Here is a 14,180-nt window from a genome sequence, read left to right as displayed (position 1 = left end):
CAATGAGCGACAGGCACATCAGTCAGCACTTCGAGACCCTCGCGATCCACGCGGGCAACACCGCGGATCCCCTCACCGGCGCGGTCGTCCCGCCGATCTACCAGGTCTCGACCTACAAGCAGGACGGCGTCGGCGGCCTGCGCGGCGGCTACGAGTACAGCCGTAGCGCCAACCCGACCAGGACCGCCCTGGAGGAGAACCTCGCCGCGCTGGAGGGCGGCCGCCGCGGCCTCGCGTTCGCGTCCGGCCTCGCGGCCGAGGACACCCTGCTGCGTACGCTGCTCAGCCCCGGCGACCACGTGGTGATCCCGAACGACGCCTACGGCGGCACCTTCCGCCTCTTCGCCAAGGTCGTCACCCGCTGGGGCGTGGAGTGGTCCGTTGCCGACACCAGCGACCCGGCCGCCGTACGGGCCGCGATCACCCCGAAGACCAAGGCCGTGTGGGTGGAGACCCCCTCCAACCCGCTGCTCGGCATCACCGACGTAGCCGCCGTCGCTCAGGTCGCCCACGACGCGGGCGCGAAGCTCGTCGTCGACAACACCTTCGCCACGCCCTACCTGCAGCAGCCGCTGGCGCTCGGTGCGGACGTCGTCGTGCACTCCCTGACCAAGTACATGGGCGGCCACTCGGACGTGGTCGGCGGCGCGCTGATCGTCGCCGACCAGACGCTGGGCGAGGAACTGGCCTACCACCAGAACGCGATGGGCGCCGTCGCCGGTCCCTTCGACTCCTGGCTGGTGCTGCGCGGCACCAAGACGCTCGCGGTGCGCATGGACCGGCACAGCGAGAACGCCACGAAGATCGCCGACATGCTGACCCGGCACGCGCGCGTGACCAGCGTGCTCTACCCGGGCCTGCCCGAGCACCCCGGCCACGAGGTCGCCGCCAAGCAGATGAAGGCGTTCGGCGGCATGGTGTCCTTCCGGGTCGAGGGCGGCGAGGAGGCCGCCGTCGAGGTGTGCAACCGCGCCAAGGTGTTCACGCTCGGCGAGTCCCTCGGCGGTGTCGAGTCCCTCATCGAGCATCCCGGCCGGATGACGCACGCCTCCGCCGCCGGCTCGGCCCTGGAGGTCCCGGCCGACCTGGTGCGCCTGTCCGTGGGCATCGAGAACGTCGACGACCTGCTGGCGGACCTGCAGCAGGCCCTGGGCTAGCACCCGCCCGGGTCACCAGCCGCTGACCGGTGGAGTCGTCTGTGACGGCGGCTCCACCCAGGGGTGCACCTCGGCAGCCCAGACGGTGAACGCCACGGCCGCGGCGCACAGCAGCAGCCACAGAACGCGGTGGGCGAGCCGCCGGCGCCGCAGCAGGCGGTCGCCGCGGCGGACGGCCTCGCCGTACAGGTCCGGCGGCACGGGCGCCGGGGTCTGTTCCAGGGTCCGCCGTACGGCGGCCTCTCTCTGGGGACGGTTCACCGGGGCCTCCCCGCGGGCCGGGAGGCCCATGACGGCGACGTCTTCCCGCCCACCGCGCGCGGGGCGGCCGCAGGCGCCGGATGCAGCACGGTGGCCGTGGCCCGGTCGCAGATCGTGTGCACCCGCTCGACGGGCAGGCCGAGCAGGGCCGCCGTCTGTTCCTCGGCGATTCCCTCGTACATCCGCAGCACCAGGATCAGCCGCTCCTGCGCCGTCAGGGCGGCGAGCGGGCTGCCCGGATGCGGCCGGACGCGGCCGAAGGAGACGTTCTCGTGCCACGTGCCGTGCTGGAAGCGGGCGGCGAGGTACTGGCGGGCGCAGTCGTAGGGGTCCTCGCCGCGCAGCCGGTCCCAGCAGGCGTACGTGTGGGCGAGCGCCAGTGTCAGCAGGCGCCGCGCGCGCGGGTTGGCGGCCGGCGGCTCCGCGGTGAGCAGCGTGGCGGTGTGCTGCAGCCGGCCCGCCGCACCCGCGACGAACGCCTCGAACTCCCGGGCCCGGCGGGCATCGCGGGACGCCCGACGATCACGCACCGCGCCTCCCCCCTGAGGGGGCCCCGTCCGGTACGCGACGGTCGAACCGCGTACGCCGCAGGACCCGGTCTCATATGAGGCCAGCGACGGCCCGGGGTCAAGACTTCGGACCGCAGCGGTGCGGTGTTCCTCAGGAAGCGGGCGGCTGCTCCGCGGACGGCATGCCCTGGACCGTCATCCGTGCGGAGAGCGCGGTGTTGAAGCGCGTCAGGAGCGTGCAGAACTGCTCGCGCTCCTCCGGCGCCCAGTCGTGTGTCAGCTCGGCCATCAACTGACGCCGGGAGGAGCGCACCTCCTCCAGCCGCGAGACCCCGCGCGGGGACAGCTGGAGCACCACCGCGCGCCCGTCCTCCGGGTGCGAGGTGCGCTTGACGAGTCCGGTGTCGACCAGGGGAGCCACCTGCCGGGTGACCGTGGAGGAGTCGATCCCCATGCTCGCGGCGAGCGCCTTGACGCCCATGGGGCCCTCCTTGTCGAGGCGGTTGAGCAGCAGGTACGCGGCGCGGTCCATGGAGTTGCGCACCTGTCCGACGCCGCCGAGCCGGGTCTGTTCGGCACGGCGGGCGAAGACCGCCACCTCGTGCTGGAGGGTGTCGAGAAGACCGGGGTCACCGACGGTCGTCATGTCCATCGACATTTCAGGTGTTGTGGGCATGGCGGGGGGCTCGCTTCATGAAGGGCTGCTGGGTTGGGGGACAGGGTACGCGGCCCGGGGGCGGACCGTACCGGCGCTGCGCAAACCGGTCTCGGAGCTTGGTCACACCCGTCGTGTGCGACCGTGAACTGCGAGACTTGTGTCATGAGCTACGGCACGGCTGACTCCTTGCGCTCCGTCACCCTCGACGATGTGCGCGGAGCCCAGAAGATGCTCTCGGGCGTGGCCCGCGTCACCGCGATGGAGGGCAGCCGGCACCTGTCCCAACTGGCCGGCGCGCCGGTGCATTTCAAGTGCGAGAACCTGCAGCGGACCGGGTCGTTCAAGCTGCGCGGGGCCTATGTCCGGATCGCCGGGCTGCTGCCGGAGGAGCGCGCCGCCGGCGTGGTGGCCGCGAGCGCCGGGAACCACGCGCAGGGGGTGGCGCTCGCCTCGTCGCTGCTCGGCGTGCACGCCACCGTGTTCATGCCGAGGGGCGCCCCGCTGCCGAAGATCAGCGCCACCCGGGAATACGGCGCCGAGGTGCGCCTGCACGGCCAGGTGGTGGACGAGACGCTGGCCGCGGCCGAGGAGTACGCCGCCGAGACGGGCGCGGTGTTCATCCACCCCTTCGACCATCCCGACGTCATCGCGGGGCAGGGCACGGTCGGGCTGGAGATCCTGGAGCAGTGCGCGGAGGTGCGCACGATCGTCGTCGGGATGGGCGGCGGCGGCCTCACCGCGGGCATCGCGGTCGCCGTGAAGGCCCTGCGGCCGGACGTCAGGATCGTCGGGGTCCAGGCGGAGGGGGCCGCCTGCTATCCGCCCTCGCTCGCCGCCGGCCGCCCGGTGTCGCTGGAGAACCCGGCCACGATGGCGGACGGGATCAAGGTGGGGCGACCGGGTCTGGTGCCGTTCGGGATCGTCGACGAGCTGGTGGACGAGGTGCGCACGGTCAGCGAGGACCAGCTGTCGGCCGCGCTGCTGCTGTGCCTGGAGCGGGCCAAGCTGGTCGTGGAACCGGCCGGGGCGAGCCCGGTCGCGGCGCTGCTCGCCGAGCCCGGGGCCTTCCCCGGTCCGGTCGTCGCGGTGCTGTCCGGCGGCAACGTGGATCCGGTGCTGATGCAGCGGGTGCTGCGGCACGGCATGGCCGCGCAGGGCCGCTACCTGGCTGTTCGGCTGCGGCTGACGGACCGTCCCGGCGCGCTCGCCACGCTTCTCGGGGTGTTGTCAGTGGTCGACGCTAACGTCCTCGACGTGAGTCACGTACGGACCGACCCGCGGCTCGGGCTCACGGAGGCGGAGGTGGAGCTGCACCTCGAGACGAAGGGACCGGTGCACTGCGCCGAGGTCGGCCAGGCCCTGCGCGAGGCGGGCTACACGGTCATCGACTGAGGCCGGCCAGGGCCCGGAGCGGCGGTGTCACTCGTCCGGGAAAACCCATTGAGAGACGCGATACATCGCGTTAGGGTGTGTCGTGTCCCGTCGGTCCGTCGGCCTGTACGCGGAAAAGCCCCAGGTGGAAAACCGCAGGCGGAGCCGGGCGCGCAAACCTAGCCTTTCCCGAAGAATCCCCGACGACGTGGAGACCACATGCCAGGCGCCATCTATGCCGAGGGTCTGGTGAAGACCTTCGGCGACGTGAGAGCACTGGACGGCGTCGACCTCGATGTCCCCGAGGGCACCGTCCTCGGCCTGCTCGGGCCCAACGGCGCCGGCAAGACGACGACGGTCCGATGCCTGACCACACTGCTCCGCCCCGACAGCGGCCGGGCGGTCGTCGCCGGTGTGGACGTGCTCAAGCACCCCGACACCGTGCGCCGCTCCATCGGCCTGTCCGGCCAGTTCGCGGCGGTCGACGAATACCTGACCGGCCGGGAGAACCTGCAGATGGTCGGGCAGCTCTACCAGATGAGGGCCAAGGCGGCCAAGCAGCGGGCAGCGGAGCTGCTCGAGCAGTTCAACCTCGCGGACGCCGCCGACCGCCCCGCCAAGACCTACTCCGGCGGCATGCGTCGCCGGCTCGACCTCGCCGCCGCCCTCGTGGTCTCACCGCCCGTGATGTTCATGGACGAACCGACCACCGGCCTCGACCCGCGCAACCGCCAGCAGTTGTGGGAGGTCATCAAGCAGCTCGTCTCCGGCGGCACGACCCTGCTGCTGACCACCCAGTATCTGGAAGAAGCAGACCACCTCGCCCACGACATCGCGGTGGTCGACTCCGGACGGGTCATCGCCACCGGCACCTCCGACCAGCTCAAGGCCCGCACCGGCGGCGAGCGCGTGGAGGTCGTGGTGCACGAGCGCGAGCACATACAGTCCGCCGCCGAGGTGCTTCGCGGCTTCGGCAAGGGTGACACCACGGTCGAGGAGCACACCCGCAGGCTCATCGTCCCCGTCACCGGCGGCGCCAAGCTGCTCGCCGAGGTCATCCGGGAACTGGACACCCGCGGGATCGAGATCGACGACATCGGGCTTCGCCGCCCCACCCTCGACGACGTGTTCCTGTCCCTGACCGGACACGTGGCCGAGGCAGCCGAAGGCGACGAGGAGAACGGCAAGGAGGCCGTGAAATGAGTGCCGTCAGCGACGCCGCGCCCCTCGCGGCGCCCGGCAACCCGATCGGCCGGTCCGTCCGCGACTCGCTGATCGTTGCCAAGCGCAATCTGATCCGGATGTCCAGAATCCCGGAGATGGTGATCTTCGGACTGATCCAGCCGATCATGTTCGTGGTGCTGTTCACCTACGTGTTCGGCGGCTCCATGAAGATCGACGGTAGCACCAGCGCGACCGACTACAAGAACTTCCTGATGGCGGGCATCTTCGCGCAGACCGTCACCTTCGCCACCGCCAGCTCCGGCGCGGGCATCGCCGACGACATGCACAAGGGCCTCATCGACCGCTTCCGCTCCCTGCCCATGGCACGCGGCGCGGTGCTGACCGGGCGGACCCTCGCGGACCTGGTCCAGACGGCGCTCACCCTGCTGGTCCTCGCCGTCGTCGCCCTCCTGGTCGGCTGGCGGGTCGGTACCTACCAGGACACCAACGCCGCCAAGGTCCTCGCCGCCTTCGGCCTGCTGCTCCTGCTCGGGTACGCGTTCACCTGGATCGGCGCCCTGATCGGCCTGACCGTGCGCACCCCGGAGGCGGCCACCTCCGGCGGACTGATCTGGCTCTTCCCGGTGACCTTCCTCTCCAACGCGTTCGTGGACACCAGCAACATGACCCCCTGGCTGCGCCACATCGCGGAGTGGAACCCGTTCAGCGCCACCGTCCAGGCGACCCGTGTGCTCTTCGGCAACCCCGGACAGTCCGATTCGACCGCCTGGCCCATGCAGCACTCGGTCTGGGCCTCACTGATCTACTCGGTCCTGATCATCGTCGTGTTCCGCACCCTGGCGGTGCGCAAGTACCGCTCGGCCACCGCCTGACGGTACGGCGACGCCCCCGGCGTCACGTGGACGCCGGGGGCGTGGTGCGAGCCTGGGGGCGGGGTCAGGCCGAGTACGGCTCGGCCTTCAGGATCCGCACCGAGGCCTTCTTGCCGTTCGGCAGCTCGTACTCCGCGTCCTCGCCGACCTTGTGGCCGATGACACCGGCGCCGAGCGGGGACTGCGGCGAGTACGTCTCGATGTCGGCGCTCGCGTACTCGCGGGAGGCGAGCAGGAACGTCAGCGTGTCGTCCTCGTCACCGTCGAAGGCAATCGTGACGACCATGCCCGGCGCGACGGCACCGTCCGCGGAGGCCGGAGCCTCGCCCACCTGGGCGTTCTCCAGCAGCTGGGTCAGCTGGCGCACACGCAGCTCCTGCTTGCCCTGCTCCTCCTTGGCCGCGTGGTACCCGCCGTTCTCGCGCAGGTCGCCCTCCTCGCGCGCGGCCGCGATCTTGGCGGCGATCTCCGTGCGCGCAGGACCAGTAAGGTACTCAAGCTCGTCCTTGAGCTTGTTGTACGCCTCCTGGGTCAGCCAGGTGACGTTCTCGCTGGTCTGGGTCACAGGGTGCTCCTCGTCGGTACTGGGAATACAAAGCATCGCCCTACCCAGAAGAATGTTCCCTCTTGGATGGGCGAAACCACGAGCCTAACAATTCAATGGCGGAAGGGGGAGGACATAAGCCATCAGAATCACATCAACGCAGGTCAGCGCGTACGCATTCCGGGTGACGGACCCGGCGGACCGGACGGACCGGACGGATCAGCCCGTGTGACACCCGAGCAGCTCGGCCGTCGTCCCCTTGGCCGTCGTACGCAGCGTGACGACCTTGTCGATACGCGTGTCCGAACCGGTGAAACGGAAGTCCGCCCGCCCCACCTCGCTGCCGTCGGCCGACTGGGACCGCAGGGTGCAGTAGCCGGAGGCACCGGAGTCCTTGTGGACCTCCAGATGCACCTTCACCGCGTCGTCGGAGGCCTGGAAGGCGATCACCTGGGCGCTGATCTCGCTCTGCGCGACGTAGTGGTAGGCGAAGTAGCCCACCAGGGCGAGCAGAGCCGCGCCCAGCACCGAACCGGCGACCCTGAGCCTGCGGTCGGCACGCTCGTCCGAGGAGCGGCCGTAGCGGCCCTCGGGCAGCCGCGTGCTCGCCGTACTCATGATCGTCCTCTCCGCGGAATTTTTCGCCCCCCGATTCGGTCACTATAGAAGCCCCGATCGCACCCCAAGACGCGGGGCGCCGACTTAACGAGGATTGAGTCTTGACTGACCAGCTGCGACTGATGGCCGTGCACGCGCACCCCGACGACGAGTCGAGCAAGGGCGCGGCCACCATGGCGAAGTACGTGTCCGAGGGGGTGGACGTGCTGGTGGTGACCTGCACCGGCGGAGAGCGCGGGTCCATCCTCAATCCGAAGCTCCAGGGCGACAAGTACATCGAGGAGCACATCCACGAGGTACGCAAGAAGGAGATGGACGAGGCCCGCGAGATCCTCGGCGTCCGGCAGGAGTGGCTCGGCTTCGTCGACTCCGGCCTGCCCGAGGGCGACCCGCTGCCCCCGCTGCCCGACGGCTGCTTCGCCCTGGAGGACATCGACAAGGCGGCCGGCGAGCTGGTGAAGCAGATCCGCTCCTTCCGCCCGCAGGTGATCACCACGTACGACGAGAACGGCGGCTACCCGCACCCCGACCACATCATGACCCACAAGATCTCGATGGTGGCGTTCGAGGGCGCGGCGGACCCCGAGAAGTACCCCGAGGCCGAGTACGGCCCCGCCTACCAGCCGCAGAAGCTCTACTACAACCAGGGCTTCAACCGCCCCCGCACCGAGGCCCTGCACAAGGCCATGCTCGACCGCGGCCTGGAGTCGCCCTACGGGGAGTGGCTCAAGCGCTGGAAGGAGTTCGAGCGCAAGGAGCGCACGCTGACCACGCACGTTCCGTGCGCGGACTTCTTCGAGATCCGTGACAAGGCGCTGATCGCGCACGCCACGCAGATCGACCCCGACGGCGGCTGGTTCAGGGTGCCGATGGATCTGCAGAAGGAGGTCTGGCCGACGGAGGAGTACGAGCTGGCGAAGTCCCTCGTCGATACCTCCCTCCCCGAGGACGACCTCTTCGCGGGCATCCGCGACAATGCCTGACATGAGCGCAAGCGTGAGCCTGGCAGTGACGCACCTCGTCCCCCTCGCCAAGGAGGTGGACGAGAACAAGGTCACCCCCGGCGTCCTCGGCTTCGTCGTCTTCGCGGTGATGGCCCTGGCGGTGTGGGGCCTGATGAAGTCGATGAACAAGCACATGCAGAAGGTCGACTTCAAGGAGAGCCCCTCCGGCCGGGAAGCCGAAGAGATCTCCGACCGGGTCGAGCCGCGACAGGGCTGAGCGGCCGGTGACGGGCGGCCCGGCACCGCCGGGCCGCGCCGTCGTGGTCGCCCGCCGCCCCGGCCGATCCGGAGAGCGGCACCGCAGGAGAACAGGGCGCCTCAGCCGCGCGCCGCAACCGCCACCCCCATCACCTCCCGGGCGTGGCGGTCCGGCGTCATGCGCAGCCGCCAGGCCTGCCAGCCCGCCTCCAGGTCCACACCCCGCTCCAGCAGCAGGGCGTAGGCGGCCACCCAGTCGTCCAGTTTCTCGTCGCGCAGCGGATGACCCGCGCGGGCCAGCTGGGCCAGCTCCTCCAGGGCCACCGCCGTGCCCACCTCCACCCCGCCCGGCGCCGCGTACGGCAGCAGAGTGCAGCGCAGGAAGCGCGCCCACTCCTCACCACGCCGGTCGCCGTAGGACATGAACAGCGTCAGCGCCTCGTCGCACAGCGACAGCGCCTGCTGGATCCGGGCGTTGCCCGCGTCCACCACCGCCAGCTCCAGACACGTCCAGGCCTCACCGTGGGCGACCCCGATGCGCTGGAAGTCCGCGCGGGCGTCCACGAGCAACTGGCGGGCGAAGCCGGAGTTGCGCAGCGAGCCGGTCTGCGCGGCCCGCTCGTCTCGGGTCACCCGGGCCGAGTGGTGCCGGGCACAGGCGAGGCCGTAGACATCACGCATCCGGGAGAACATCTGCCGGGAGCGCTCCAGGTCCCGCACCGCCTGATCCAGCTCACCGGTCTCCTCCAGAGCCTGACCGAGGTAGTACAGCGTCCACGCCTCACCGCGCGCGTCCTCGTTCTCCCGATGCCGGCCCGCCGCCCGGCGCAGGCCCTCCACGGCCGGGGAGGCGTCGCCGTCGACCAGCCGCGCCCGGGCCAGCTGGGTCAGCGCCCACGCCTCACCGCGGGCGTCGCGCGTACGGCCGTACCGCTCCAGCGCCGCCCGCAGCTCCGTCTCCGCGCGCGGCACATCGCCCATGCGCAGCGCCAGCTGCCCGAGCTGGAAATGCGCCCAGGCCTCGCCGTGCACCGAGCCGCCCTCGCGATGCAGGACCAGGGAACGGGTGAGCAGGTCCAGCGCCTCCGAGAGGAGACCGCGGTCACGCTGGACCGCCGCCAGCGCGTGCATCGTCCAGGCACGGTCCGTCGCCAGCTCGGGGGCCGCCTGCAGATCCAGGGACTCCTGGAGCCTGGCGGCCGCCTCGGTGAGGTTCCCCTGATGGTGCAGGGTGATCCCGAGAGACGTCAGGGCACGGGCGGCGCCCGCGTCGTGGTGCGCCTCCCGGTAGAGGTCCACGACCGAGGAGAGCGTGGCGCGTGCCTTGTCGAGTTCGCCCAGCTGGCGGGCCGCGATACCGGTGCGCCACTGGACCGAGCGCACCAGCAGGCCCTCGTCCACGGCCTGGGCCAGCTCACTGATCTCGCCGAGCCGGTAGAGATCGCCGCGCAGCAGGCAGTAGTCGCACAGGGCGCCGAGCAGGTTCAGCACCGCCGCCTGGTTCACGCCCTCCGCGTGACGCAACGCCGCCGTGATGAAGCTGGACTCGTCGTCCAGCCAGCGCAACGCCTCGTCCAGCGACGTGAAACCGTGCGAGCCGAACCGGTCCGAACGCGTCGACATGTTGCCGTCGACCAGCCGCAGCACCGAGTCCGCCAGCTCCGCGTAGTTCACGATCAGCCGCTCCTGGGCCGCCGTGCGCTCGGCCGGGTCCTCCTCGTCCAGCAGCCGCGCCTGCGCGAAGGCCCGCACCAGGTCGTGCAACCGGTAACGGCTGCCGCGCACATGGTCGATCAGGCCGGCCCCCGCGAGCGCCACCAGATGACGCGTGGCCTCCCGCTCGTCCGTCGCCAGCAGGGCCGCGGCCGCCGCCGCACCGAGCGACGCCCGGCCGGCCAGCGCCAGCCTTCTGAGCAGCCGGCGCCCGCTCTCCTGCTGGTCGGTGTAGCGCAGCCACAGCACCCGCTCCACCGGCTCCACCGGCCCGTACGCGCCGAGATCCGAGGCCAGCTGCCGGGGCGAGCGCGGACCCAGCGACGAACCCGCGACCCGCAGCGCCAGCGGCAGCCCCCCGCACAACTGACGGATCAGGTCGGCGGACTCGGCGTCGTACGGCCCCGACGCGTCCTGCGCCGCCGCGCCCAGCAGCTCCTCGGCGCCCGCCGCGTCCAGCGCCTGAACAGGCAGGTGATGCACCCAGGCCGGGAGGCCCGTGGGCAGCTCGAGCGGAGTCCGGGCGGTCACCAGGACCAGGCTGTCGGAGTGCTCGGGCAACAGCGCGCACACCTGCTCCGCGTCCGAGGCGTCGTCCAGCACGATCGTCACAGGCAAGCCCGTCAGATGCCGGTGGTACAGCTCCCCGAGCCGCTTGACCTGCTGGTCTGGGGAGGAACGCTCACGGAACAGCAGCTGCTCGCGGGGCGCGCCCAGCCGGTTGAGCAGATGCAGCAGGGCGTCCCGGACGGGCAACGGGGGCTCCTCCCGGCTGCCGCCGCGCAGATCCACGACGACCGCGCCCCGGAAGTGGTCCCTGAGATCGTGCGCCGCCCGGACCGCGAGCGTCGTACGGCCCGAGCCCGGCTCCCCGTGCAGCACGACCACCGTCGGCCGGGTCTCCGTGGCCGCCCGGGCCGACTGCGCCCACTGCCTGATCCGCGCCAGCTCCTCGCGGCGCCCCGCGAACGGTCCGTCCGGCTCCGGCAGTTGACCGAACGACTGCTCCAGCACCGTACGCCTGCGGGCCGCCGCGCTCTTGTCCGCCCCGCGCAACGCCGGGCCGCTCGCCTTCTTCGGGCCCGTGGAGGCACTGAGCACCCGCTGCTGGTCGAGGAACGGGCGGATGCCGCGCACCTCCAGCGCCGTCAGCCACTGCAGCCGCAACTGCTCGGGGCCGCCGGGCTGTCCGACCTCGCCCGCCCGATGATGGGCGGCGGGCAGATGGGAGCCCGCCACCTTCAGCACGGTGGCCGCGGCACCCACCACGCCCGCGGCGACTCCCGCGCCGACGGCCGTACCGGCGCCGGTGCCCAGGGACAGGTCGGCGACGGCGGCGGCCACCGCGGCGACGGCGGCCACCAGCAGGGCCGTTCCCGCGCCCTCGCGTGCGTAACGCTGGCCGAAGGTGAGACGGCCGGCCTCGGACTCGTCGAGTGCGTCCGTGTAGACCTCGTACTCCTCGGCGGCCGACTGCGCCATGGCGTCCAGCGCGCCGCGCGCCCGCGTCAGCAGCGCCTGCCCGTCGGTCCGCCCGCCGGAACGCCGTACCTCCTCCTCCACGGCCCGCTCCAGCAGCCGTTCGGCCTCCACCCGATGGCCGTCCCGCATGTCCCGTCCCCCTCCGGCGACAACTCCTTTGCCTACGAGTGTCCTTCGGGGAAGGCGGGAGCGCGAGGGGGCGAAGATCAGTGGGTGGGTGAGGATTTGGTGGCCGAGGCTACGAGGACTCCCGTGGGCCGCGCCCCTTGGACAGCGCCAGGTACACACACGCACCCGCCAGCGCCGCCTCCGCCACCGCGCACGCGAGCGCCTCGACAAGCGGGGCGCCGGTCGGTGAGGTCGTTATGTCGAACCAGGCGTCCAGCACCGCGACCGCCGCCGTCGCCGAGGCCGTAAGCCGTGCCCGTGGATCGCCGCGCAGTCCGAGCAGGGCCGTGGTGGCGCAGCCCGCCGCCATGAGGACGTCGAGGCCGATCCAGGCCAGTGACCAGTGCCGTACCTCCGTGCTGCCCGGCAGAGTGCGGGCGAGGACCACCATCCACGGCACGAGCAGAACGGCTCCTGTCCCGAGCAGGACCAGCGCCCACCTCTTCAGCGCGACCTTCATGAAGAACCCCCGTCCGTCGTCTGTCGCCTGCTCCCACCATAGACCGCAGAGAAATTTCTGCAAAGAAAAATCGGCAGACATCGGGGACGGCTCAGGGTTCTCGGCGTTACGGTGACCGCATGACCGACGGCATGCCCGAGATGACCAGCCTGGAGCGCACCGCTCTCTACAAGTCCCTCGGCAACCCCCTGCGCCGCCGGATCCTCGACTACCTCGGCCGGCACGGCGAGGCGAACTCCACCGTCCTCGCCCGCGAGCTCGGCGAGAGCTCCGGCACCACCAGCTACCACCTGCGCAAACTCGCCGAGCAACGGCTCATCGAGGAGATCCCGGAGAAGTCCGGCGGGCGCGAGCGCTGGTGGCGCTCCCTCCCCTTCAGCCACACCACGCCGGACCCGGCCACGATGTCCCCCGAGGAGTACGCGGCGGCCGAACAACTCGCCCACCTCAAGATCGAGGTGGACACCGCCCTCTTCCGCCGCGCCCACCAGGAGTACCGCGGCCCCGAGGGCTGGGCCCAGGTCCAGCGCCACGGCACCTGGATGACCAGGGACGAACTGCTCGCCTTCATGCACGACTACCAAGCCCTGCTGACCCGCTACGGCCACCCCCGCGAAAAGGCCCCCGACGGGGCACGCCCGGTGTCGATGCGTTTCTACGCGGTGCCGGAGCGCGTGGGAGAGTGGAACGGTGAACCGACTGGCCCATGAGACGTCCCCGTATCTGCTCCAGCACGCCGACAACCCCGTCGACTGGTGGCCCTGGTCGGCCGGCGCCTTCGACGAGGCCCGCAGGACGAACAAGCCGGTACTGCTGAGCGTCGGCTATTCGAGCTGTCACTGGTGCCACGTGATGGCTCACGAATCCTTCGAGGACCAGACCACCGCCGGCTTTCTCAACGAGCACTTCGTCAACGTCAAGGTCGACCGCGAAGAGCGTCCCGACGTCGATGCCGTCTACATGGAGGCCGTTCAGGCGGCGACCGGGCAGGGCGGCTGGCCCATGACCGTGTTTCTCACGCCGGATGCCGAGCCGTTCTACTTCGGGACGTACTTCCCGCCGGAGCCCCGGCACGGGATGCCCTCGTTCCGGCAGGTGCTGGAAGGGGTGCGGCAGGCCTGGGACGAGCGGCGGGACGAGGTCGGCGAGGTGGCCGGGAAGATCGTGCGCGATCTCGCCCAGCGGGAGATCGGCTACGCGATCGCCCAGGTTCCCGGCGAGCAGGAGCTCGCGCAGGCCCTGCTCGGGCTCACCCGCGAGTACGACCCGCAGCGCGGCGGATTCGGCGGGGCGCCGAAGTTCCCGCCGTCCATGGTGCTCGAGTTCCTGCTGCGGCATCACGCGCGGACCGGCGCCGAGGGCGCCCTGCAGATGGCACGGGACACGTGTGAGCGGATGGCCCGGGGCGGCATCTACGACCAGCTCGGCGGCGGGTTCGCCCGGTACTCCGTGGACCGCGACTGGGTCGTGCCGCACTTCGAGAAGATGCTGTACGACAACGCCCTGCTGTGCCGGGTGTACGCCCATCTGTGGCGGGCCACCGGCTCCGACCTCGCCCGGCGGGTCGCGCTGGAGACCGCCGACTTCCTGGTGCGGGAACTGCGCACGGGCGAGGGCGGGTTCGCCTCGGCCTTCGACGCCGACAGCGACGACGGAAGCGGGCGGCACGTCGAGGGCGCGTACTACGTGTGGACTCCCGAGCAGCTCCGCCGGGTCCTCGGGGAGGAGGACGCCGAACTCGCTGCGCAGTACTTCGGGGTGACGCAGGAGGGCACCTTCGAGCACGGGCAGTCGGTTCTTCAGCTTCCGGTGAGCGAGGGCGTCTTCGACGCCGGGAAGGTCGAGTCGATCAGGGAGCGTCTCCTGGCGGGGGGGGGGGGAGGGGGCCCGCCCGGCCAGGACGACAAAGGCGTCGCCCCCCCGAAAGGGGTCCAGAGCTCCCTCCTCTTCCAGACCAGGGGGTACCTCCATCAGGCCGAC

At 71.2% G+C, this 14,180-nt stretch carries 14 protein-coding genes and 1 pseudogene; 8 read left to right on the top strand and 7 right to left on the bottom strand.

Features of this window, described 5'->3' with window-relative positions; translation table 11 throughout:
* The first annotated feature begins 2 nt into the window (after window positions 1-2).
* Entirely contained in the window at window positions 3-1,157 is a 1,155-nt protein-coding gene (locus tag AC07CM_RS37305; RefSeq protein ID WP_478880941.1) for a cystathionine gamma-synthase, read from the top strand.
* 12 nt (window positions 1,158-1,169) lie between these two features.
* On the opposite strand, the gene AC07CM_RS37300 is transcribed toward AC07CM_RS37305, so the two are convergent.
* The 3 genes from AC07CM_RS37300 to AC07CM_RS37290 form a co-directional block, all read right to left on the bottom strand.
* A complete protein-coding gene (locus AC07CM_RS37300; protein ID WP_478880940.1) occupies window positions 1,170-1,418 on the bottom strand; it encodes a hypothetical protein in 249 nt (82 codons plus the stop codon).
* On the bottom strand, window positions 1,415-1,948 hold the full coding sequence (locus tag AC07CM_RS37295) for a sigma factor-like helix-turn-helix DNA-binding protein (protein ID WP_478880939.1): 534 nt from the start codon (window positions 1,946-1,948) through the stop codon (window positions 1,415-1,417). Before AC07CM_RS37295 ends, AC07CM_RS37300 begins: the two co-directional genes overlap by 4 nt.
* A gap of 130 nt (window positions 1,949-2,078) precedes the next feature.
* Window positions 2,079-2,585 (bottom strand): MarR family winged helix-turn-helix transcriptional regulator, encoded by a 507-nt coding sequence (locus AC07CM_RS37290; protein WP_478880938.1) that lies wholly within the window; start codon window positions 2,583-2,585, stop codon window positions 2,079-2,081.
* Between the two features lie 162 nt (window positions 2,586-2,747).
* Here AC07CM_RS37290 and ilvA point away from each other — a divergent pair, with 162 nt between their 5' ends.
* The 3 genes from ilvA to AC07CM_RS37275 all read left to right on the top strand — a co-directional run bounded on the left by ilvA (window position 2,748) and on the right by AC07CM_RS37275 (window position 6,013).
* Window positions 2,748-3,977, top strand: a complete 1,230-nt coding sequence (gene ilvA / locus AC07CM_RS37285) for a threonine ammonia-lyase (protein ID WP_478880937.1) — start codon at window positions 2,748-2,750, stop codon at window positions 3,975-3,977.
* A gap of 198 nt (window positions 3,978-4,175) precedes the next feature.
* Complete coding sequence (locus tag AC07CM_RS37280) at window positions 4,176-5,159, top strand: ATP-binding cassette domain-containing protein (RefSeq protein ID WP_478880936.1); 984 nt, start codon at window positions 4,176-4,178, stop codon at window positions 5,157-5,159.
* Window positions 5,156-6,013, top strand: a complete 858-nt coding sequence (locus tag AC07CM_RS37275; protein WP_478880935.1) for an ABC transporter permease — start codon at window positions 5,156-5,158, stop codon at window positions 6,011-6,013. Before AC07CM_RS37280 ends, AC07CM_RS37275 begins: the two co-directional genes overlap by 4 nt.
* 64 nt (window positions 6,014-6,077) lie before the next feature.
* On the opposite strand, the gene greA is transcribed toward AC07CM_RS37275, so the two are convergent.
* Both greA and AC07CM_RS37265 read right to left on the bottom strand, forming a co-directional pair.
* The gene (gene greA, locus AC07CM_RS37270) at window positions 6,078-6,578 is read right to left on the bottom strand and encodes a transcription elongation factor GreA (protein ID WP_478880934.1); all 501 of its coding nucleotides are present in this window, start codon (window positions 6,576-6,578) and stop codon (window positions 6,078-6,080) included.
* A gap of 198 nt (window positions 6,579-6,776) precedes the next feature.
* Window positions 6,777-7,175: a DUF4307 domain-containing protein gene (locus AC07CM_RS37265; RefSeq protein ID WP_478880933.1), complete on the bottom strand. Its 399-nt coding sequence runs from the start codon at window positions 7,173-7,175 to the stop codon at window positions 6,777-6,779.
* A gap of 101 nt (window positions 7,176-7,276) precedes the next feature.
* Between AC07CM_RS37265 and mca the strand changes: the two genes are divergently transcribed.
* Complete coding sequence (mca, locus tag AC07CM_RS37260) at window positions 7,277-8,158, top strand: mycothiol conjugate amidase Mca (protein ID WP_478880932.1); 882 nt, start codon at window positions 7,277-7,279, stop codon at window positions 8,156-8,158.
* Window positions 8,151-8,396, top strand: coding sequence for a hypothetical protein (locus tag AC07CM_RS37255; protein ID WP_478880931.1), 246 nt, complete (start codon window positions 8,151-8,153; stop codon window positions 8,394-8,396). The genes mca and AC07CM_RS37255 overlap by 8 nt, the downstream gene beginning before the upstream one ends.
* 101 nt (window positions 8,397-8,497) lie before the next feature.
* On the opposite strand, the gene AC07CM_RS37250 is transcribed toward AC07CM_RS37255, so the two are convergent.
* On the bottom strand, window positions 8,498-11,701 hold the full coding sequence (locus AC07CM_RS37250) for a tetratricopeptide repeat protein (RefSeq protein WP_478880930.1): 3,204 nt from the start codon (window positions 11,699-11,701) through the stop codon (window positions 8,498-8,500).
* 109 nt (window positions 11,702-11,810) lie between these two features.
* Entirely contained in the window at window positions 11,811-12,200 is a 390-nt protein-coding gene (locus AC07CM_RS37245; RefSeq protein ID WP_478880929.1) for a hypothetical protein, read from the bottom strand.
* A gap of 119 nt (window positions 12,201-12,319) precedes the next feature.
* Here AC07CM_RS37245 and AC07CM_RS37240 point away from each other — a divergent pair, with 119 nt between their 5' ends.
* Entirely contained in the window at window positions 12,320-12,910 is a 591-nt protein-coding gene (locus AC07CM_RS37240) for a helix-turn-helix domain-containing protein (RefSeq protein WP_478880928.1), read from the top strand.
* Window positions 12,891-14,180: pseudogene (locus AC07CM_RS37235) on the top strand (thioredoxin domain-containing protein); the annotation flags it as partial. The gene AC07CM_RS37240 and the pseudogene AC07CM_RS37235, both read left to right, overlap by 20 nt.

Source organism: Streptomyces sp. NPDC044061 (genome assembly GCF_056434305.1).
Note: the sequence above shows the minus strand (reverse complement) of the source record. Positions and strands in the feature narration are given on the sequence as shown.